This is a genomic window from Klebsiella africana (assembly GCF_020526085.1).
Lineage (GTDB): Bacteria > Pseudomonadota > Gammaproteobacteria > Enterobacterales > Enterobacteriaceae > Klebsiella > Klebsiella africana.
This window is the reverse complement of sequence record NZ_CP084874.1, coordinates 590,516-611,643: the sequence shown is the minus strand read 5'-3', so window position 1 is coordinate 611,643 and position 21,128 is coordinate 590,516. Positions and strand designations below refer to the sequence as shown.

General features: G+C 54.8%; 21 protein-coding genes and 1 other RNA gene. 14 read left to right on the top strand and 8 right to left on the bottom strand.

Annotated features, from left to right (window positions below; all coding sequences use genetic code 11):
* The first annotated feature begins 70 nt into the window (after window positions 1-70).
* Window positions 71-772 carry a pirin family protein gene (locus tag LGL98_RS02985; protein WP_136031151.1) on the top strand — a complete coding sequence of 234 codons (702 nt, stop codon included), beginning with the start codon at window positions 71-73 and terminating at the stop codon, window positions 770-772.
* 24 nt (window positions 773-796) lie between these two features.
* Entirely contained in the window at window positions 797-964 is a 168-nt protein-coding gene (locus LGL98_RS02980) for a protein YhaL (RefSeq protein ID WP_168435273.1), read from the top strand.
* A gap of 71 nt (window positions 965-1,035) precedes the next feature.
* Here LGL98_RS02980 and LGL98_RS02975 read toward each other — a convergent pair whose 3' ends face one another.
* Complete coding sequence (locus LGL98_RS02975; protein WP_136031149.1) at window positions 1,036-1,446, bottom strand: Spy/CpxP family protein refolding chaperone; 411 nt, start codon at window positions 1,444-1,446, stop codon at window positions 1,036-1,038.
* Between the two features lie 312 nt (window positions 1,447-1,758).
* Between LGL98_RS02975 and LGL98_RS02970 the strand changes: the two genes are divergently transcribed.
* Window positions 1,759-2,223, top strand: a complete 465-nt coding sequence (locus tag LGL98_RS02970; protein WP_136031147.1) for an OB-fold putative lipoprotein — start codon at window positions 1,759-1,761, stop codon at window positions 2,221-2,223.
* A 460-nt stretch (window positions 2,224-2,683) separates the two neighbouring features.
* Here the strand turns inward: LGL98_RS02970 and rnpB are convergent.
* From rnpB to LGL98_RS02945, 5 genes are all read right to left on the bottom strand, one after another.
* An RNA gene (gene rnpB, locus LGL98_RS02965) (RNase P RNA component class A) lies at window positions 2,684-3,066 on the bottom strand.
* 32 nt (window positions 3,067-3,098) lie between these two features.
* Complete coding sequence (gene garK / locus LGL98_RS02960) at window positions 3,099-4,244, bottom strand: glycerate 2-kinase (RefSeq protein ID WP_136031145.1); 1,146 nt, start codon at window positions 4,242-4,244, stop codon at window positions 3,099-3,101.
* A 64-nt stretch (window positions 4,245-4,308) separates the two neighbouring features.
* Entirely contained in the window at window positions 4,309-5,199 is an 891-nt protein-coding gene (garR, locus tag LGL98_RS02955; RefSeq protein WP_136031143.1) for a 2-hydroxy-3-oxopropionate reductase, read from the bottom strand.
* Window positions 5,200-5,225: 26 nt separating this feature from the next.
* A complete protein-coding gene (garL, locus tag LGL98_RS02950; protein WP_002917954.1) occupies window positions 5,226-5,996 on the bottom strand; it encodes a 2-dehydro-3-deoxyglucarate aldolase in 771 nt (256 codons plus the stop codon).
* A 26-nt stretch (window positions 5,997-6,022) separates the two neighbouring features.
* Entirely contained in the window at window positions 6,023-7,354 is a 1,332-nt protein-coding gene (locus tag LGL98_RS02945) for an MFS transporter (protein ID WP_136031141.1), read from the bottom strand.
* A gap of 392 nt (window positions 7,355-7,746) precedes the next feature.
* Between LGL98_RS02945 and garD the strand changes: the two genes are divergently transcribed.
* Complete coding sequence (gene garD / locus LGL98_RS02940) at window positions 7,747-9,318, top strand: galactarate dehydratase (RefSeq protein WP_136031139.1); 1,572 nt, start codon at window positions 7,747-7,749, stop codon at window positions 9,316-9,318.
* Window positions 9,319-9,372: 54 nt separating this feature from the next.
* Here the strand turns inward: garD and LGL98_RS02935 are convergent, their stop codons facing one another.
* Window positions 9,373-10,323, bottom strand: a complete 951-nt coding sequence (locus LGL98_RS02935) for a sugar kinase (RefSeq protein ID WP_136031137.1) — start codon at window positions 10,321-10,323, stop codon at window positions 9,373-9,375.
* Complete coding sequence (locus LGL98_RS02930) at window positions 10,323-11,126, bottom strand: DeoR/GlpR family DNA-binding transcription regulator (protein WP_168435278.1); 804 nt, start codon at window positions 11,124-11,126, stop codon at window positions 10,323-10,325. The genes LGL98_RS02935 and LGL98_RS02930 overlap by 1 nt, the downstream gene beginning before the upstream one ends.
* 350 nt (window positions 11,127-11,476) lie before the next feature.
* Between LGL98_RS02930 and LGL98_RS02925 the strand changes: the two genes are divergently transcribed.
* The 10 genes from LGL98_RS02925 to LGL98_RS02880 all read left to right on the top strand — a co-directional run bounded on the left by LGL98_RS02925 (window position 11,477) and on the right by LGL98_RS02880 (window position 21,125).
* Window positions 11,477-12,331, top strand: a complete 855-nt coding sequence (locus LGL98_RS02925; RefSeq protein WP_008806603.1) for a tagatose bisphosphate family class II aldolase — start codon at window positions 11,477-11,479, stop codon at window positions 12,329-12,331.
* Between the two features lie 24 nt (window positions 12,332-12,355).
* A complete protein-coding gene (pfkB, locus tag LGL98_RS02920; protein WP_136031134.1) occupies window positions 12,356-13,270 on the top strand; it encodes a 1-phosphofructokinase in 915 nt (304 codons plus the stop codon).
* A 10-nt stretch (window positions 13,271-13,280) separates the two neighbouring features.
* A complete protein-coding gene (locus LGL98_RS02915; RefSeq protein ID WP_004206144.1) occupies window positions 13,281-14,693 on the top strand; it encodes a PTS fructose transporter subunit IIC in 1,413 nt (470 codons plus the stop codon).
* A gap of 10 nt (window positions 14,694-14,703) precedes the next feature.
* A complete protein-coding gene (locus tag LGL98_RS02910; protein WP_136031131.1) occupies window positions 14,704-15,519 on the top strand; it encodes an HPr family phosphocarrier protein in 816 nt (271 codons plus the stop codon).
* Between the two features lie 176 nt (window positions 15,520-15,695).
* Window positions 15,696-16,967 (top strand): tagatose-bisphosphate aldolase subunit GatZ, encoded by a 1,272-nt coding sequence (gene gatZ / locus LGL98_RS02905; protein WP_136031129.1) that lies wholly within the window; start codon window positions 15,696-15,698, stop codon window positions 16,965-16,967.
* A gap of 14 nt (window positions 16,968-16,981) precedes the next feature.
* Window positions 16,982-17,449: a PTS galactitol transporter subunit IIA gene (gene gatA / locus LGL98_RS02900; protein ID WP_136031127.1), complete on the top strand. Its 468-nt coding sequence runs from the start codon at window positions 16,982-16,984 to the stop codon at window positions 17,447-17,449.
* Window positions 17,450-17,475: 26 nt separating this feature from the next.
* A complete protein-coding gene (gatB, locus tag LGL98_RS02895; protein ID WP_002918119.1) occupies window positions 17,476-17,760 on the top strand; it encodes a PTS galactitol transporter subunit IIB in 285 nt (94 codons plus the stop codon).
* 5 nt (window positions 17,761-17,765) lie between these two features.
* Window positions 17,766-19,148 carry a galactitol-specific PTS transporter subunit IIC gene (locus tag LGL98_RS02890; protein WP_136031125.1) on the top strand — a complete coding sequence of 461 codons (1,383 nt, stop codon included), beginning with the start codon at window positions 17,766-17,768 and terminating at the stop codon, window positions 19,146-19,148.
* A 49-nt stretch (window positions 19,149-19,197) separates the two neighbouring features.
* On the top strand, window positions 19,198-20,241 hold the full coding sequence (gatD, locus tag LGL98_RS02885; protein WP_136031123.1) for a galactitol-1-phosphate 5-dehydrogenase: 1,044 nt from the start codon (window positions 19,198-19,200) through the stop codon (window positions 20,239-20,241).
* A 110-nt stretch (window positions 20,242-20,351) separates the two neighbouring features.
* A complete protein-coding gene (locus LGL98_RS02880; protein WP_002918124.1) occupies window positions 20,352-21,125 on the top strand; it encodes a DeoR/GlpR family DNA-binding transcription regulator in 774 nt (257 codons plus the stop codon).
* Window positions 21,126-21,128: the final 3 nt, after the last annotated feature.

Below are 21,128 nucleotides of genomic sequence, written 5' to 3'. Positions count from 1 at the left end.
CAGAATATCTGGCTAACAATACAGCGTCCATACCTTTACCATTGATTTAGTGTAAAGAGAGGTCAAGAACATGATTACTACCCGAACAGCCAAACAATGCGGACAAGCAGACTTCGGCTGGCTGCAGGCCCGCTACACCTTCTCCTTTGGCCACTACTTCGACCCGAAATTACTGGGTTTCGCGTCCTTGCGCGTCCTCAACCAGGAAGTGCTGGCGCCAGGCGCCTCGTTTCAGGCCAGGACTTATCCAAAAGTCGATATCCTGAACCTGATCCTCGAAGGCGAAGCGGAGTATCGCGACAGCGACGGCAACCATGTGCAGGCCAAAGCCGGTGAAGCGCTGCTGATCGCCACCCAGCCTGGCGTGAGCTATAGCGAGCACAATCTGAGTAAAGAGCAGTCGTTAACGCGGATGCAGCTGTGGCTTGATGCCTGCCCGCAGCGGGAAAACCCGCTGTTGCAGAAAATCGACGTCGCCGACGCGCCGCTGCAGCTGCTGGCCTCCCCGGAGGGTGGGAACAACAGCCTTCAGCTTCGCCAGCAGGCCTGGGTCTATCATATCGCGCTGGAGAAAGGTGAGCAGATCAACGTGCAATTGCATGGTCCACGCGCCTACCTGCAGTCGATCCACGGCACCGTCCATGCCGTCGCGCAGGAACAACAAAAGCAGGCTCTCACCTGCGGTGACGGCGCATTTATTCGTGACGAAGCTAACATTACCCTCGTCGCCGATACGCCGCTGCGCGCTTTGCTGATAGATTTACCGGTGTAACAACGGAAGTGATGGAGTCAGTCAGTGAGTAAAAAGAAAAACAGTAAAAAGGCGTCACCAACGCCGTTAACCCCGACGCAGCCGGAAGCCGCCGGAACCACCGGCTTTGGTTATGATGAGATGCTAAGCGAACTGGAAGCCATTGTTGCCGAAGCTGAGATTCGCCTGCGAGATGAAGAGAGCCTCGCCTGAAACGGCAAAATGGATGGATTAATTTTCGCTTATAGCTAATGAAAAATCGGCCCCGAAAGGGGCCGATGGCATTATTCACCCAGCGCGTCGGCAAGATCTTTTTTCACCTGGGTGCGCTGCTCCGGCGTCAGTACCTGATTCACTTCAAAATAGTACTTCACGCGGTAATAACGTACCTGCTGATCAATCTTGCTGAAGGCCGCCAGCTGATCTTTGACCGCTTTCTCATCCCATTTTCCGGAATCAATCACGTTAATCAATGTGCCATCTTTAATGTCTTGCTGTGAAATCTGCTGAACATTATTTTCCAGCTGCTGATGCAGGTTTTTAATTTTCGCAACCTGATCGTTGGTGAGTTTTAAGTGCTGAACAATAGGATCCTGCGCCGGTGCTGGTGCCGCCTGTACGTCCGCGGCCTGTGCCGTAACAGAGAAGCCGGTGGTCAACAGCGCGGCGAAGGCAATACGGGTCATAAATTTCATGGTCTTATCCTGTAGTAAAGGGAGCAGAAATAGCAGCTCATTATTTTCCAGTCGGTAGTGAAGAAATGTAAAAAATAATACCTAAAGATTATTCACATTCAATTGCGGAATCTATATCACGATATATATATAAAACACGAATATCATCCATTTATTAATCACTCAGGATAATACACTATTATCATTACATTATTTTCACCGCTGACCTCAGGTAAAATAATTGACAACAGTAAGCTTTAGTTTATTTAATAAGCGCGAAACAAGTTATCCAGTGCATCAAGGACACCATAAAAAATAGATAAGGAGATAGTCATGTTATTACGTTCTCGCGTATTACCGCTGGTTTTTTTCATCTCGCTGTTAAGCGGCTGCGGCCTGGCTTCTAAAGCCTTTTATTCCGCGGGTGATAAATTATTTCAACCCGAAGATGACGCCGTCGCGTCGATGCAGACGTATTCAGTGTCTCAGTTCCTGCAGCCGTTTACTCTCAACCCGGCGAAGGCCAGCAGCGATTATCTGGGTAAATGGGTTAAGGTGCGCGGCGTCATTATCGATATTCGCCGGATGAGCGGTATCGCCGGCAGCTATTATTTTACCGTGACCATGCGCGATGAGCAGAATAAAACGGATAAACGTCTGACCTTCAATTTTGGCTCACATAACAGCGCGGACGTAGAGGCTTTAAGCAACGGTAGCGTCGCCACGATCGTCGGTCAGGTTCATCAGGTGCAGGATTCCACGATACCGACGCTACAGAATCCTAAGGTAGTAAAATAACGGTAGCTGACCGCTAAGCCGCCTTCTTTTGGTATAGCGTCGTGGACAGTCATATCATCCGCGTCACGGATTAAGATAGCAAAAACCCCGCCGAAGCGGGGTTTAAACATAAAAAGGTGAAACTGACCGATAAGCCGCCTTCTTTTGGTATAGCGTCGTGGACAGTCATTCATACTGTCCCCGCTATTCGACAGCAAAAACCCCGCCGGAGCGGGGTTTTAAAATAAAGAGGTGAAACTGACCGATAAGCCGCCTTCTTTTGGTATAGCGTCGTGGACAGTCATATCATCCGCGTCACGGATTAAGATAGCAAAAACCCCGCCGGAGCGGGGTTTTAACATAAAGAGGTGAAACTGACCGCTAAGCCGCCTTCTTTTGGTATAGCGTCGTGGACAGTCATATCATCCGCGTCACGGATTAAGATAGCAAAAACCCCGCCGGAGCGGGGTTTTTGCGTAAAAGGTGAAACTGACCGATAAGCCGGGTTCTGTCGTGGACAGTCATTCATCTAGGCCAGCAATCGCTCACTGGCTCAAGCAGCCTACCCGGGTTCAGTACGGGCCGTACCTTATGAACCCCTATTTGGCCTTGCTCCGGGTGGAGTTTACCGTGCCACGGACTGTTACCAGCCGCGCGGTGCGCTCTTACCGCACCCTTTCACCCTTACCTGATCCCGCTTGCGCGGGCCATCGGCGGTTTGCTCTCTGTTGCACTGGTCGTGGGCTGTGACACCCCCCAGGCGTTACCTGGCACCTTGCCCTATGGAGCCCGGACTTTCCTCCCCTCCGCCCGTCTCCCCCCGAAGGAGGACGACGACGAAGCGGCGACTGTCTGGTCAGCTTCGGCGCGCAGTATAGAGGGTTTACCGCCCGTTGTCATCCTTCTGTCGTCATCCCGACCAGCAGGGTAGCGGCGATATTGCGCGATGCATGATAAATATTATCAAACGCTCCGCGAAATGCCTCTTCCAGCGTCGAAACTGAAGCTAACACGCTGAATACGGCATCGATACCGTGCTGGTGAACCACGCCGACATCGTGAGTCAGGCTGCCGGCAATACCGATCACCGGCTTACGGTATTTCTTCGCCACCCGGGCAACCCCCACCGGCACCTTACCGTGAATAGACTGACTATCGATCCGCCCTTCCCCGGTGACCACCAGGGAGCAATCGAGGATCTGCTCTTCCAGATGCAGCGCCTCGGTGACAATTTCAATTCCGCTGCGCAATTCCGCATTGAGAAAGGCCAACAGCGCCGCGCCCATGCCGCCAGCCGCTCCCGCGCCGGGGATCGACTTCACGTCCACCTGCAACGACGCCTTAATGACATCAGCATAATGCGCCAAATTTCGATCCAGCTCGACGATCATCGCCTCGGTCGCCCCTTTTTGCGGGCCAAAGATCCGCGACGCTCCACGCTCGCCCACCAGCGGATTAGTGACATCGCAGGCCACGTGGATCATCCCGTCACGTAAGCGCGGATCGATGGCGGTAAGATCGATCCGGCTCAGACGGCTCAAACTGCCGCCGCCGTGGCCGATCTCTCGACCCTCTGCGTCACAGAGGCGGGCGCCCAACGCCTGCATCATGCCCGCCCCACCGTCGTTGGTCGCACTGCCGCCGATACCGATAATGATCCGCTTCGCGCCATGCGCCAGCGCCTGTAATATCAGCTCGCCGGTACCGCGTGATGTGGTGATGAGAGGATTGCGTTTTTCAGGCGGAACGAGTCCCAGACCGCTGGCCGCCGCCATCTCAATAAACGCGGTGACGCCGTCGCCGGACATGCCCCAGCAGGCCTCTACTTTCTCGCCCAGCGGGCCCGTCACCCACGCGAGATGTTCCGTTCCCTGCGTCGCGGCAATCATGGCTTCCACTGTTCCCTCGCCGCCGTCGGCGACGGGCATGGAAACATACTGCGCATCAGGGAAAATTTCCCGAAATCCTTTTTCTATCGCCTGAGCTACCTCGCTGGCAGAAAGGCTTTCTTTGTAAGAGTCTGGGGCAATGACGATTTTCATAATTTTGTAGCCTGACAGTGCCGCGCAAGGCAAGAATAACAGGGCGCGCAAGGCGCCCTTCTTGTTAGCGAGTGACTTCCACTTTCGCCAGTTTTTCGTAGTAGCACGCCAACGCGCTATGGTCTGCCGTGCCGAGACCGTCCGCCCGCAGTGCCTGCATCATCTCCATCACCGCCGCCGTCAACGGCAGCTGGGCGCCCACGCCGTGTGAAGTATCCAATGCATTGGCCAGATCTTTAATATGCAGGTCGATACGGAAACCCGGTTTGAAGTTACGATCCATCACCATCGGGGCTTTCGCATCCAGCACGGTACTGCCCGCCAGACCGCCACGAATAGCCTGATAAACCAGATCCGGATTCACACCGGCTTTGGTTGCCAGGGTCAACGCTTCGGACATCGCCGCGATGTTCAGCGCGACAATCACCTGGTTAGCCAGTTTAGTGACGTTGCCCGCGCCGATGTCGCCGGTATGCACCACCGAGCCAGCCATCGCTTTCATCAGGTCAAAATATTTATCGAAGATCGCTTTGTCACCGCCGACCATCACCGACAGGGTACCGTCGATCGCTTTCGGTTCGCCGCCGCTCACCGGCGCGTCCAGCATATCAACACCCTTGGCCTTCAGCGCTTCACTGATTTCCCGGCTGGCCAATGGCGCGATGGAACTCATGTCAATCAGCACGGTACCGGGTTTAGCCCCTTCAATAATGCCGTTTTCTCCCAGCGCCACCTCTTTCACATGCGGAGAGTTCGGCAACATAGTGATAATGACGTCGCACTGTTCGGCAATCGCCTTCGGCGTCGCGGCGGTCTCTGCCCCCGCGGCGATCACGTCAGCAATCGCTTCCGGGTTACGGTCGGACACCACCAGTGAATAACCCGCTTTCAGCAAATTTTTGCTCATCGGTTTGCCCATAATGCCAAGACCGATAAAACCCACTTTGATTGTCATAATGTTCTCTCTCTTCATCCTGGTGATTATTTTTTAAAAGCATCAGCAAGTTTCTGCGTTGCTGAACGGAAGACGCCCAGATCGCTACCGACGGCGACGAAAGTCGCCCCCCATTCCAGATAGCGGCGCGCATCAGCTTCCACTGGCGCCAGAATGCCGCTTGGCTTACCGTGCTTCTTCGCGCTGGCGAAGATATGTTGGATAGCGCGCTGTACCTCAGGATGGGCGGCATTGCCGAGATGGCCTAAAGCGGCAGCCAAGTCACTCGGGCCAACGAACACCCCGTCCACACCCTCGGTCGCGGCAATCGCCTCGACGTTATCTACCCCGGTCTGGCTCTCAATCTGCACCAGAATGGAAATGTTCTTGTTGGACTGGGCGAAGTAGTCCGGTACGGTGCCAAACATATTGCCGCGGTGGGAAACGGAAACCCCGCGGATCCCTTCCGGCGGATATCGGGTAGACGCCACTGCCTGCGCCGCCTGCTCAGCCGTCTCGACAAACGGCACCAGGAAGTTATAGAAGCCGATATCCAGCATACGCTTGATGATGATGGGCTCATTGGTCGGCACACGGACTACCTGCGCGCTGGAGCTACCCTTCAGAGCCATCAGCTGCGGAATAAGCGTGGTGACGTCGTTTGGCGCATGTTCTGCGTCCAGCACCAGCCAGTCGAACCCCGCCAGTCCCAGCACCTCGGTGCTGATCGGGTTGGCCAGCGCACACCAGCAGCCAATCTGTACCTGATGCGCCGCCAGCGCGGCCTTAAATTTGTTCGGGAAAATTGCGTTATCCATGATTTTTACCTTGCGTTAATCGTTGCTTACTTCTGCAATTCCATACGTTTGATATCGCCAACCACAAACAGGTAGCAGACCATCATCATCAGCGCGGAGCCGCCAACAAAAATCAGTGCGCCATTGAATGAGTGCAGTTCGCTTACGATGTAGCCAATAACCAGCGGTGTGGCGATCGAGGCCACATTGCCAAAGACGTTGAATACCCCGCCGCATAGACCAACAATCTCTTTCGGCGCGACATCCGAGATGACCGGCCAGCCCAGCGCGCCAAAGCCTTTACCAAAGAACGCCAGCGCCATCAGCGTAATGACCAGCGGCGTGCTGGCCGTGTAGTTACACAGAATAATGGACGATGCCAGCAGCATTCCGAGTACTATCGGTAACTTACGCGCAAAAGTCAGTGTACAGCCGCGGCCAATCAGATAATCCGAAAACAGGCCGCCCAGTACGCCGCCGGCAAAACCAAACAGCGCCGGAATCGAAGCCACAAACCCCACTTTCAGAATCGACATCCCCTTGTCCTGCACGAGGTAGATCGGAAACCACGTCAGGAAAAACCAGGTAATGGTGTTGAGGAAATATTGGCCGAAAAACACGCCTAACATCATTCGGTTGGTCAGCAACTGACGGATATAATCCATCTTCGGTCCGCTCGCCTGGGTCGTCTCTTTTTTGTGGTCCATATCGACCACCGCGCCGCCTTCAGAGATATATTTCAGTTCCGCCGCGGACATCCGCGGATGATCGGTGGGGTTATGCACAAACTTCACCCAGATGATGGTGAGCACAAACCCTATTATCCCCATCACGGTAAAGACATGTTCCCAACCCAGCGCGAAGGTCAGCCAGCCGAGCAGCGGCGAGAATATCGCCAGCGAAAAATATTGCGCCGCATTAAAAATAGCCGAAGCGGTGCCCCGCTCTTTGGCCGGAAACCAGGCCGCCACGATGCGGGCGTTGGCGGGAAACGAGGGCGCTTCGGAAAAGCCCAGCATAAAACGCATAAAGAACATCGAGACCCCGGCCCAGGCGAGCGGGAACACATCAATAAAGCCTTGCAGGAAGGTAAACAGTGACCAGAAAAACAGACTGTATGAGTAAACCTTTTTCGAGCCAAATTTATCCAGCAGCCAGCCGCCAGGGATCTGCATCAGCAGATAAGCCCAACCGAAGGCGGAAAAAATGTATCCCATCGACACCGCGCTGAGCCCCAGCTCTTTCGCGACTTCAGTACCGGCGATAGACAAGGTCGCGCGGTCGCCATAGTTGACCGCCGTCACGACAAATATCATCAACAGAATTAAATAGCGGGTCGGTATTCCTTTTTTTTCATCTAATGTAGAATCCAGAATCATTTAGACATTCCTCGGGCACAGAACACCCTTTATAATTGTTTTAAGTGGTTTCTGATTTATTTAAAAGACGATATTGACGCTATCTGTTCGCATATCGATCACCTCAAAAACATGACTCAGTATAATCAGCACACCTCCGCCAGACACTATGCATAACCACAATATAAAGTCATTATTTAAAGCCATAATTGGGCTTATGCCATAAGTCATGGGCGCTAATCCACACTTCTTACGATTGCCTGCCCTGCAGAGGTGAGCGTCATAAAAAGGAGTGATGCCGATCACATTTTAAAATCAACTCAGCTGACATCCTTTATTCCATCATACTGATACGTAGCAAATGAATTAGCGTTTTATTTTATTATTAGCACCTGTTTGGAGATGACTGGACAATGGCTGACATTGAAATTCGACAACAATCGCCCACCGCGTTTTATATAAAAGTTGACCCGACAGATAATGTGGCGATTATTGTCAACGATCGGGGCTTAACCGCCGGAACGCGTTTCCCGGACGGCCTGACGCTCGTCGAGCATATCCCACAGGGTCATAAAGTGGCCCTGGTAGATATCCCCGCCCATGGTGAAATCATCCGCTACGGCGAAGTCATCGGCTATGCCGTGCGCGATATCCCGCAGGGAAGCTGGATTGACGAGTCGCTGGTGGAGTTGCCCACCGCCCCACCGTTGAATACCCTGCCGCTGGCCACCAAAGTGCCTGAACCGCTACCGCCGCTGGAAGGTTACACCTTCGAAGGCTACCGCAATGCCGACGGCAGCGTGGGCACCAAGAACCTGCTGGGCATCACCACCAGCGTGCACTGCGTGGCAGGCGTGGTCGATTACGTGGTGAAAATCATTGAACGAGATCTGCTGCCGAAATACCCGAACGTCGATGGCGTGGTCGGCCTGAATCACCTCTACGGGTGCGGCGTGGCGATTAATGCGCCGGCGGCGGTAGTGCCGATTCGCACCATCCATAACATCGCCCTCAACCCGAATTTCGGCGGCGAGGTGATGGTCATTGGCCTCGGCTGTGAGAAGCTGCAGCCGGAACGCCTGCTGCAGGGCACGGAAGACGTCAAAAGTATCCCGGTGGACAGCGCCAGCATCGTCAGCCTGCAGGACGAAAAGCACGTTGGTTTCAAATCGATGGTCGATGATATTCTGCAGGTCGCCGAGCGCCACCTGGCGAAACTGAACCTGCGCCAGCGGGAAACCTGCCCGGCCTCTGAGCTGGTGGTCGGGATGCAGTGCGGCGGCAGCGATGCCTTCTCCGGCGTGACCGCCAACCCGGCGGTAGGTTACGCGTCCGACCTGCTGGTACGCTGCGGCGCGACTGTGATGTTCTCGGAAGTGACCGAAGTTCGCGACGCCATCCATCTGTTAACCCCGCGGGCAATTAACGAAGAGGTCGGCAAACGCCTGCTGGAAGAGATGGCCTGGTACGATAACTATCTTGATATGGGCAAAACCGACCGCAGCGCCAACCCCTCCCCCGGTAACAAAAAAGGCGGCCTGGCCAACGTGGTGGAAAAAGCGCTGGGATCGATTGCCAAATCAGGGAAAAGCGCCATTGTTGAAGTGCTTTCTCCAGGACAGCGCCCAACCAAACGCGGCCTGATTTACGCCGCAACCCCCGCCAGCGATTTTGTCTGCGGCACCCAGCAGGTCGCCTCTGGCATCACAGTGCAGGTGTTCACCACCGGTCGCGGTACGCCGTACGGACTGATGGCGGTACCGGTGATAAAAATGGCGACCCGCACCGAGCTGGCCAACCGCTGGTATGACTTAATGGACATTAACGCTGGAACCATCGCCACTGGCGAAGAGACGATTGAGGATGTCGGACGGAAGCTGTTCGAATTTATTCTCGACGTCGCCAGCGGACGCAAGAAAACCTTTTCCGATCAATGGGGCCTGCACAACCAGCTGGCGGTATTTAACCCGGCGCCGGTAACCTGATCGAGAGCGTAAAGATTTAACCACTTCAGCCCGGATTTATCCGGGCTGAAGTGGTTATGGGTGCTGTGCGGCAAGAAAAGCGCTGATCTGCGCCTGCGTCGAGGTGCCTTCCATAGGGCCACGTTGGCTAATCGCCAGCGAGCCGCTGGCGTTTGCCCATCTCAGCGCCTCCTGCGGCGTAGCGCCATTGAGGAACAGGCTGACAAAGGTGGCGCCAAAGCAGTCCCCGGCACCAGTCGGATCCACCACCGGCACGTTGAAGCCGGCGACATGGTGCGTCTCGTGGGCGCTAAAGTAGCTGGCGCCACGCGGCCCGCGTTTAATCACCACATGCTTCACGCCGCGTTTCAGTAACTTATCAACCAGGACCTGCTCATTACGTTCCGGGTTGAGGCCAAAGTAATCCAGCTCGCCGTCGCTCGGCAGGAAGATATCGGTGTAGTCGAGGATATATTCAAAGGCCTGCGACATCTCCGGGATGTTAAGCATCTCTTTACGAATATTGGGGTCGAATGACACCGTCCCGTTGCGGCCTTTAATATTTTCAATCGCTTTACGCATCGCATCGATAATACGGAACGAGAACAGCGACGATCCCATAATGTGAAAATGTTGACACCGGTTGAGCAGCGCCTCATCAATGTGGTCGGCGGTCAGTAAACCGCAGGCGCTATTGGGCATGTTAAAAATAAAATCGCGCTGCGCCTGGCTACGATAGCTGACGAAGGCGCTACCGGTAGTCGCTTTCTGCAGCATGGCGATGCCGTTGACGTTGACGCCGTCTTTCTCCAGCCGCGCAATATTCATCTCGCCAAAGGCGTCGCTGCCCACGCAGCTAAACAGCACAGAGCCAAAACCCAGCTTAGCCACCTGATCGGCAAAGATTGCCGGCGCCCCGCTCGGATAAGGCCCCCAAAATTCACCGGGGCGGGAAAAACCCTGATTCTCTTCCTTGGCGAGAAACTCCACCAGCAGCTCGCCGATGGTGCAAATGGTTACGTTCATCACCGCTCCTGGTTTGTCTTATGCAAAGCCGTATTGAGCCATGTCAGGCATTCATTGTTGGTATAGCTGTTGGTCAAACCCGCGGCGAGGAAGCAGGCATGGTACTCTGCCGCGACGACCTGGGGAGTCACGACGCTGCTGATCTGTTGTAATTCACCCACAGCATAACGTTTCTCGCCATAGACCGGTCTGGACGCGACAATCGCAATGACTCGTTTACTCTGGGCGACAGCCTCGCTTAGCAAATGTGCTGTGACCTCGTTACGCACGCTCAGCGTACCGTCTTCGGCAATATGATCCACCGCGATCAGCGCACGTGAAGGGCGGTAATGGCCTAACGCCTTCAGCGCCAGCTCGCCCTCCACAATCCGCCCCTGGCCGGACAGCACCCCGCCTAGCAGAACGGTTTCCCCATTTAAAAACTCCTGCGCCAGCGCGACATGGCCCAGATCGTTTAACAGCAAGCAAAGTTCTTCTCTGTTGGCCAGAAAGGGGATCACTTTACGCAAAATGGAACCCTGGCCTAAAAACAGCGTTTCGCCATCTTCTATCTGCGCCGCCACCTGGCGAGCCATTTCCGTCTCCAGCGCTTTATCCCTGACGGCTGGTGCTTCCCGCATCACCGCAACCGGCGCGCCAGCCTGGGCGGTATAAATCGCCCCGCCGAAGGAGCGTTTCAAGTAGCCCTGTTGCTCGAGATAGTTGAGATCGTTACGGATTGTCACGCCAGAAACAGCGAGCATTTCGGCCAGATCGTCGACTTTGATCTCGCCGTTCTTACGAACGATCTCTGCGATGTCCAAGCGCCTTTTCAGCAGGCTGGTTGACGGTTTTGCCACGGTTTATGCCTTATTATTTTCTCCTGGAATAACTTTCATTTTTAAATTTCCCTGTTGCAATGTCAAACCACGGCTGGACACCCATTCCGCTAATAATAAATTAATCCATATAAATTAAATGCTTACAAAATCACACCTTATCAACTTAAACTTTAAAAAAGAAACATCAAAAATACTATTAACTTTCATTTTAAAAATCAATTCATCATTGTGTGCGGTGGATCACACCTAAAAGTCGAGACGATCGTTACATTACTTTCAAATTGAAGGTTATAAGACAGAAATAACTTACAACTTGAAACTATAGGACTAAAATGTACATCATTTCCAGTAAAAACATGCTGTTAAAAGCTCAACGACAAGGTTATGCCGTGCCGGCTTTCAATATCCATAACCTCGAAACCATGCAGGTCGTCGTTGAAACGGCGGCTGAATTACGCTCCCCCTTGATCCTTGCCGGCACGCCCGGTACCTACAGCTATGCCGGCACCGGCAACGTAGTGGCGATCGCCCGCGATCTGGCGAAAAAGTGGGATCTCCCGCTCGCCCTGCACCTCGATCATCACGAGGATCTGGCTGATATTACGCGCAAAGTGCAGGCAGGGATCCGCTCGGTCATGATCGATGGCTCTCACTCACCGTTCGAGGAAAATGTGGCACTGGTAAAAAGTGTGGTGGAGTTGAGCCACCGCTATGATGCCAGCGTTGAAGCCGAGCTGGGTCGTCTGGGCGGAGTTGAAGACGATCTGGTGGTCGATGCTAAAGATGCGCTCTATACCAACCCCGAACAGGCCCGCGAATTTGTCGCTCGTACCGGTATTGATTCGCTGGCCGTCGCCATTGGTACCGCGCACGGCCTTTACACCGCCGAACCGAAGCTTGATTTTGAGCGCCTGGCGGCTATTCGCGACTGCGTTGACGTTCCGCTGGTTCTGCATGGCGCTTCCGGCCTGCCGGATAGTGATATTCGTCGCGCCATTTCTCTGGGCGTATGCAAAGTCAACGTCGCCACCGAACTAAAAATCGCTTTCTCAGATGCGCTGAAAGCCTACTTCCTGGAAAATCCGGGCGCCAACGATCCTCGTCACTATATGAAACCGGCGAAAGCGGCAATGAAAGAGGTCGTTCGCAAAGTCATTCACGTTTGTGGCTGCGAAGGACAACTGTAATCAGCGGATCGAAGGAGCCTTGTTGTGATCCACACCCTGACACTGAATACCGCGATCGATATGAATATCTTTTGCGATCCGCTCCAGCCGGCGGCAGTCAACCGCACCCGGCAAACGGAATATTGCCCGAATGGTAAAGGGGTTAACGTCTCACTGGTATTACATCATTACCAGCAGCCAACCCACGTCATGGGCATATTCGGCGGTTTTACCGGACGCTATATCGTTGAGGAACTACGCAAACAACATATTAATGTCACGCCGGCATGGGTCGCTGAACCCACCCGTATTAATATCTTTATTAACGACGGCAGCGATGAATACAAACTGGTAAATCCCGGCGCGCGGATTGACGATGAAGGGAAAGAACAAATTCTTCATCATTTACAGTGCGTCGTGCCCGGTGATTATTTAGTTATCAGCGGCAGTCTGCCACCGGGAATAGAGAGCCGGTTCTATAGCGAGATTCTGGTGCTGTGTCAGCAAAAAGGGTGTGAAGTCATCTTAGATATCAGCCACCCGGTGCTGCGCCAGCTGTTAGAGTGGCGTCCACTATTGATTAAACCCAATGACGACGAGCTGAAAGAGATCTTTGGTCTGGATGTCAGCAGCCCCCGGCGGGCACGCGAAGCAATGCAAACGCTCCACCAGCTCGGGGCGCGCAATGTTCTGCTGACCCTTGGCGCGCAAGGGCTCTATTTTTCGAACGGCGAGCAACTGTGGTTCTGCTCGGCACCGAAAATCGAACTGGTCAGCTCGGCCTGCGCCGGCGATGCCGCGCTGGGTGCGTTCCTCAGCCATTGGCTTAACACAGACGATATTCCCCAGGCCCTGGCGCTGGCCAGCGCCACCGGCGCTGATGTGGCCGCCTCCGCCGGGCTGGGTAAATTAAACCGTACGCAAGAATTATTACAACAACTTCAGATCGTCCAATTATAAAGGTCCGATTATGAAAAAAATTATTGCCGTGACCGGCTGCCCTACAGGTATTGCTCATACATTTATGGCTGAAGAGGCCTTAAAAACCGCAGCGAAAAAATTAAACGTTGAAATAAAAGTCGAAACCAATGGCGCTTCCGGCGTAGAAAACGCCATTACGCCGGAAGACCTGAAGGATATTTATGGCGTCATTATCGCTGCCGATAAAGATGTTAATGCCGAACGTTTTAATGGTTTACCGGTTATTGAGGTGCCGGTTAAAGAAGCCATTCACCATCCGGCGGAATTAATAAATAAAGTCGTTAACGGCCAGGCGCAGCGTCGCCAGGGGCTCTCTGCGACAACGGATCCCGCCGAGAAATATGAGCGAGAATCGTTCGGCCGACAGATTTACAAACATCTGATGAGCGGCGTTTCCAACATGCTGCCGTTCGTTGTCGCCGGCGGGATCTTAATCGCTGTTTCTTTCTTATGGGGTATCTACTCCGCCGACCCGAATTCACCGCAGTATAACGTGATTGCCGCCACCCTGATGAAAGTCGGTCAGCAGGCGTTCTCGATCATGGTGCCGGTGTTTACCGCCTACATTGCCTGGTCGATATCTGGCCGCCCTGGCATGGTTGCCGGTTTTGTCGGCGGTCTGCTGGCGAACGCCACCGGCGCCGGGTTCCTCGGTGGGATCATTGCCGGTTTTGCTGCCGGGTATTTTATGCTGCTGATCCGTCATCTGCTCGACGGTCTGCCGCGCCAGTACGAAGGGCTGAAGTCGATCTTTATTATGCCGCTGATCGGCGTCCTGGTGATCGGCGTGATGATGGTTCTGCTCGGCCAGCCGGTAGCAGCGATCAACAATGGCATGATGAACTGGCTCAGCTCTCTGCAGGAAGCCAACCCAATCCTGCTGGGGATCGTGGTCGGCGCAATGTGCTCCTTCGACTTCGGCGGGCCGGTCAACAAAGCGGCCTATGTCACCGGTACGCTGCTGCTGGGACAAGGTAACTACTTCTTTATGGCCGGTGTATCTGCCGCCTGCATCACGCCGCCGCTGGTTATCGCCCTGGCGACCACGTTCTTTCCGAAAGGCTTTAGCGAGGAGGAACGCGCCGCCGGGATGGTCAACTATATCCTCGGCTGCACGCACATTACCGAAGGTGCGATTCCCTTTGCCGCCAAGGATCCGCTGCGGGTGATCCCGATGATGATGATCGCCTCCTCAATTTCTGCGGTACTCAGCTACAGCCTGCATATTCAGGTTCCGGCACCGCACGGCGGCTTCTTAATCCTGCCGCTGGTCAGTAAACCGTTGATGTGGGTGCTGTGCATTCTCGCCGGTTCCGCCTGCGGGGCACTTATGCTGGGATGCTGGCGGCTGTGGCAGAAACGCACTGACAAAGCGACAGCTCTTGCTGGCGCCATGAAATAAGGAGCAAGCTATGCAACTGACATCTGCCGATATTTGTTTCGATCGTCAGGTCAAAACGAAAGACGAGGCGCTACAGCGTGTCGTTGCAGTCCTGACCCATGCCGGACATACGCGGGCAGACTATCTGCAAGGCATGCGCGAGCGCGAGGGGCAAATCAGCACCTATCTGGGCAACGGTATCGCCATTCCCCACGGTACCCCGCACAGTCGCGACGCAGTGCTTAAAACGGGCGTTAAGGTGCTGGCTTGTCCGCAGGGGGTTGATTGGGGTGAGGAGCAAACCGCCTATCTGATTGTCGGTATTGCAGCTCAGGACAATGAGCATCTCGATATTTTGCGCCAGCTCACCCATGCTCTGGGCGATGATCGAGTACCTGAGGCGCTGACGCGCGCTGATACCCCCCAGGCGGTGCTGGAAATTCTCGCCGGCGACATTCCTCTGCCAGCAGGCGAAGAACCACAACCCGAGCCGCAATTTGACGAAGAGGCCACCTTTACCCTGCGTAATCCGCACGGGCTACATGCCCGTCCCAGCGCGGTGCTGGTGAAAGCCGTCAAGCAGTGGCGATCGCAAATCCGCGTCGAAAATCTTGATACGCGCTCCGCCATTGTTGATGCCAAGAATCTGATGCGCGTCGTATCGCTGGGTGCCAAACAGGGTCATCGTCTGCACTTTATGGCCAGCGGCAACGATGCGCAGCAGGCGTTAAAAGCTATTGGCGACGCTTTTAACGCCGGTCTCGGCGAAATTGCCGCCCAGCCGCAGCAGGTTTCCCAGGAAGCAGTCAAAACGAAACGCAGCTGGCTCTCCCGATTATTTAGTTAATTTTCAATCAATTAAAAACGCCCTGTCTTCCTGGTCAGGGCGTTTTTGTCTCGAAAGACGATACCTTTCACTGCGTTACACCACTATTTATCGATGCAGATCACAAATCAAAACAAAGCCATTTGCGACCAAAACAAAACATAACGAATATATTCGAAAGAAAACGGAGGTTGTAAATGAAAGACATTATCACTCGCCATAAGTCAGGCGAACATATCGGCATCTGTTCAGTTTGTTCGGCGCATCCGCTGGTTATCGAAGCGGCGTTACGTTTCGACCTGTTGACCAACAATAAGGTGCTGATCGAAGCGACGTCCAACCAGGTGAATCAGTTTGGTGGCTACACCGGCATGCAGCCGGCCGATTTCCGCGACTTCGTCTACAACATCGCGCGTACCGTCGGTTTTCCGGCGGAGCGCATTATTCTTGGCGGCGACCATCTTGGACCGAACTGCTGGCAAGACGAACCGGCCGCCGTGGCGATGGAAAAATCAATCGACCTGATCCAAGCCTACGTCGCCGCCGGCTTTAGTAAAATCCATCTCGATGCATCAATGTCCTGTGCTGACGATCCGGTGCCGCTGGATCCTGGTGTGGTTGCTGAGCGCGCCGCTCGTCTGTGTCAGGCTGCCGAAGAGACCGCCAGCGATGAGCAAAAGCGCCACCTGACCTACGTCATCGGGACCGAAGTTCCGGTTCCCGGCGGTGAGGCCAGCACCATCGGCAGCGTACATGTCACCCGGGCGCAGGACGCCGCCGCGACGCTCGAAACCCATGAAGCCGCCTTCCGCAAGCTGGGCCTCGACGCCGCGCTGGAACGCGTTATCGCCATCGTCGTGCAGCCAGGCGTGGAGTTTGACCATACGCAAATCATTCATTACCAGCCGCAGGAAGCGAAAGCGCTCTCCGCCTGGATCGAAAACACCCCGATGGTCTACGAAGCGCACTCCACCGACTACCAAACCCGCCAGGCTTATCGTGCGCTGGTCCGCGACCATTTCGCCATTCTGAAAGTCGGCCCGGCGCTCACCTTTGCCCTGCGTGAAGCCATCTTTGCCCTCGCCCAAATGGAAAATGAGCTGATCGCCCCGGAGTCTCGCAGTCGCGTGATGGAGGTGATCGACGAAGTGATGCTTAACGAACCCGGCTACTGGAAAAAATACTATCGCCCCACCTGGAGCCAGGCGATGGTCGATATCCACTTCAGCCTTTCCGACCGTATCCGTTATTACTGGCCACATCCGCGTATTCGCCAGAGCGTTGAGAAACTTATCGCTAATCTGACCGACGCTAAGCTGCCGCTGGGGCTTATCAGCCAGTATATGCCGGTGCAGTTTGAACGACTGTCGCTGAATGAGCTGAACGCCGAGCCGCACGCGCTGATCCTCGACAAAATCCAGGATGTCCTGCGCGCCTATCGCTACGGCTGTTCTTCTGAAACCGCGTGAAGTTAAGAGGATATATGAGTCAACTGTTTGTTCGTACCGGCATTCATTTCAGTTCCAGCCAGCAGGCACTGGAACACATTGGCGCAGAGATGCTGGCGCGAGGCGTCGTACACGACAGCTATCCCGCCGCCCTGCTAGAACGCGAAGCGACTTTTCCCACCGGTATCGCCCTGGAGCAGCATGCTGTCGCTATCCCGCACTGCGAAGCGGTCCACGCGAAATCACCGGCCATTTACCTGATACGTCCGGACATGCCGGTCTCTTTTCAGCGCGCTGACGACGACGGCGAAATCGACGTTTCGCTCATCATCGCACTGATTGTTGAAAACCCGGCGGCACAGCTGAAGCTGCTGCGCCGGTTATTTAGTGAGCTACAAAATCCGCACACGCTGGAGGCACTGCTCGCCGCTTCCGACGATCAGCTGCCGGTGCGGTTCCAGCAATTTATCCTTGAGCCCGAGCTTAACGCCGTGGCTTCATAAGCTACTGATAATAAAAGGGGTACCCTATGAAACGTAAAGTTATCGTCGCCTGTGGCGGTGCCGTCGCCACCTCCACGATGGCGGCTGAAGAGATTAAAGAGCTGTGTGCAGACCACAATATTGAACTGGATTTGGTGCAGTGCCGGGTCAATGAAATCGAAACCTACATGGACGGGGCGGACCTTATCTGCACCACCGCACGTGTGGAGCGAACCTTCGGCGACATTCCGGTGGTGCACGGCATGCCGTTCGTTTCGGGCGTCGGCATTGAAGCCTTACAACAGAAAATTCTCGGCATCCTCGCGGAGTAAACGCCATGTTTAGCGAAATCATGCGTTATATCCTCGATCTCGGTCCGACGGTGATGCTGCCGATCGTGATCATTATCTTCTCCAAATTACTGGGGATGAAGCTCGGGGATTGTTTTAAATCTGGTCTGCATATCGGGATCGGGTTTGTCGGCATCGGGCTGGTCATTGGCCTGATGCTCGATTCCATCGGCCCAGCGGCAAAGGCGATGGCGGAGCATTTCCAGATTAATCTTCACGTGATCGACATCGGTTGGCCGGGTTCATCACCGATGACCTGGGCGTCGCAAATCGCCCTGGTGGCGATCCCGGTGGCCATCGCGGTCAATATCGTGATGCTGGTTACCCGTATGACCCGCGTGGTGAATGTTGATATCTGGAACATCTGGCATATGACCTTTACCGGCGCAATGCTGCATATCGCGACCGGGTCGTACTGGATAGGTATTCTCGGCGTAGTGGTGCATGCGGCTTTTGTGTATAAGCTGGGCGATTGGTTTGCCAAAGACACCCGCGATTTCTTCGGCCTCGAGGGTATTGCGATCCCGCACGGCAGTTCGGCGTATTTAGGGCCGGTTGCCGTCCTTGTGGATACCATCATCGACAAGATCCCCGGTCTTAACCGTATTCACTTTAGCGCCGATGACATTCAGAAACGCTTCGGCCCCTTCGGTGAACCGGTTACCGTTGGCTTCGTCATGGGGCTGGTGATTGGCGCGCTGGCGGGTTACGACCTGAAGGGCATTCTTCAGCTGGCGGTGAAAACCGCAGCGGTGATGCTGCTGATGCCCCGGGTGATCAAACCGATTATGGATGGCCTCACCCCGATAGCCAAACAGGCGCGTAAACGTCTGCAGGCTAAATTCGGCGGTCAGGAATTCCTGATTGGTCTCGATCCGGCGCTGCTGCTCGGTCATACCTCGGTGGTCTCGGCCAGCCTGATTTTCATCCCGCTGACCATTCTTATCGCCGTCGTGGTTCCTGGCAACCAGGTTCTGCCATTTGGTGACCTGGCCACCATCGGCTTCTTCGTAGCGATGGCAGTGGCTGTACATCAGGGCAATCTGTTCCGTACGTTGATTTCCGGGGTCATCATTATGGGAATCACCCTGTGGATCGCCACCCAGACCATTGGCCTGCACACCCAGTTGGCGGCAAACGCCGGGGCCCTGAAAGCCGGCGGCATGGTGGCCTCAATGGACCAGGGTGGTTCGCCGATTACCTGGCTGCTGATCCAGCTCTTTACCTGGCAAAATGTGGTTGGCTTCGCGATTATCGGCATCATCTATCTGGCCGGCGTTCTGCTGACCTGGCGTCGCGCTCGCGGCTTCATCGCCGCGGAAAAAGCAGAAAAAAGCGCTGCCCCGCAACAAAGTACAGGCATGTCTTGATCTAAAAGGGGAGCGTTCGCTCCCCTGAATCTTATAGCTGGAGAATGTTATGAAATCAGTGGTAATCCATGCTGAGGGGAACGTCTGCGTTGAAGAACGCCCTATCCCCACGCTGCAAACGGAAAACGATGTCCTGGTCAAAGTGGTCAGTTCCGGGTTATGCGGATCCGATATCCCGCGCATTTTCGCCAAAGGCGCGCATTACTACCCTATTACGCTGGGGCACGAATTCAGCGGTTATGTGGAATCCTACGGCGCGGCGGTAACCGACCTACAGCCCGGCGATGCCGTCGCCTGCGTGCCGCTGCTGCCCTGCTTCCAGTGCCCGCAGTGCCAGCGCGAATATTTCTCTTTATGTAAACAGTATCAGTTCGTCGGCTCACGCAGCGAAGGTGGCAACGCCGAATATGTGGTGGTAAAGCGCGCCAACCTGTTCCGCCTGCCGGACCAGATGCCAATCGATGATGGCGCGTTTATCGAACCGATAACCGTTGGCCTGCACGCTTTTCATCTGGCGCAGGGCTGTGAAGGTAAAAACGTGATTATTATCGGCGCCGGCACCATCGGCCTGCTGGCGCTACAGTGTGCTCGCGAGCTGGGAGCCAATAGCGTCACGGCTATCGACATTAATCCACAAAAGCTGGAGCTGGCCAAAACTCTCGGCGCTACCCGTGTGTTCAACAGTCGTGAGATGAGCGGCCAGGCAATTCAGCAGGCGCTGGAAGCCATTCAGTTCGACCAGTTAGTCCTCGAGACCGCCGGCACGCCGCAGACCGTCGCGCTGGCGATTGAGGCCGCCGGTCCGCGGGCGCAGCTGGCGCTGGTCGGCACGCTTCATCACGATTTAACCCTCCCGGCAGCCACCTTCGGGCAGATCCTGCGTAAGGAGTTGAATATTGTGGGTAGCTGGATGAACTACTCTGGCCCGTGGCCGGGAGAAGAGTGGCAAACGGCCACCCGCCTGCTGACAGAAAAACGCCTGCAGCTGGCGCCGCTGATCGCCCATTGTGGTGATGCAGAGAGCTTCGCTCGTGAAGTGCAGGCGCTCAACGGCGCGCCGATGCAGGGCAAAATCCTGCTTAAACTCTCCTGACCGCCCGAGCCAGCCTCCAGCGCTGGCTCATCCAACCTTTCGAAAATTATCGTTCAACTTTCGTTACCCTTCGATTACACTGAGATGAGTTAATTATCAGGCAAATCAAGATGAACTCATTTGAACGAAGGAACAAAATTGTCGATATGGTGAATACGCAGGGTAGCGTATTGGTTCTAGACCTTTCGAATCTCTTTGGCATCTCTGAGGTAACGATCCGCGCCGATCTCCGCTTGTTGGAAGAAAAAGGGCTGTTAACCCGTTTTCACGGCGGCGCCGCTCGTGCGGGGAGCGACCTGACCGACGCCGAGAATCAGGAAGTGGTGCTTGAAGACCGCTATCAGCTTGCCAGCGATCCTAAAAAGCGCATCGCCCATGCCGCGGCAGCGATGATCCGTGAAGGTATGACGGTGATCCTCGATAGCGGTAGCACCACCCTCCTTATCGCCGAGGCATTAGTACGGATGACTAATATCACCGTCATCACCAACAGCCTGCCCGCCGCGTTTACCCTTGCGGAAAATAAAGATATCACCCTGGTGGTGTGCGGCGGTACCGTGCGGCACAAAACGCATTCGATGCACGGCACGATTGCCGAACGTTCGCTGCAAGGTATTTGCGCCGATTTGATGTTTGTCGGCGCCGACGGTATCGACGCCACCAACGGCATCACCACCTTTAACGAAGGCTACTCCATCAGCAGCGTGATGGCCGCCGCCGCCCATCAGGTGATCGCCGTGCTCGACGCCAGCAAATTCAATCGCCGGGGCTTTAACCAGGTACTGCCGATGGAAAAGATAGACTGTGTGATCACCGACGACGGCATTAGCGAAAATGACCGTGCAGCGTTAAGCAGCAAAAAGGTGGAACTGAAGATAGTGTGATTG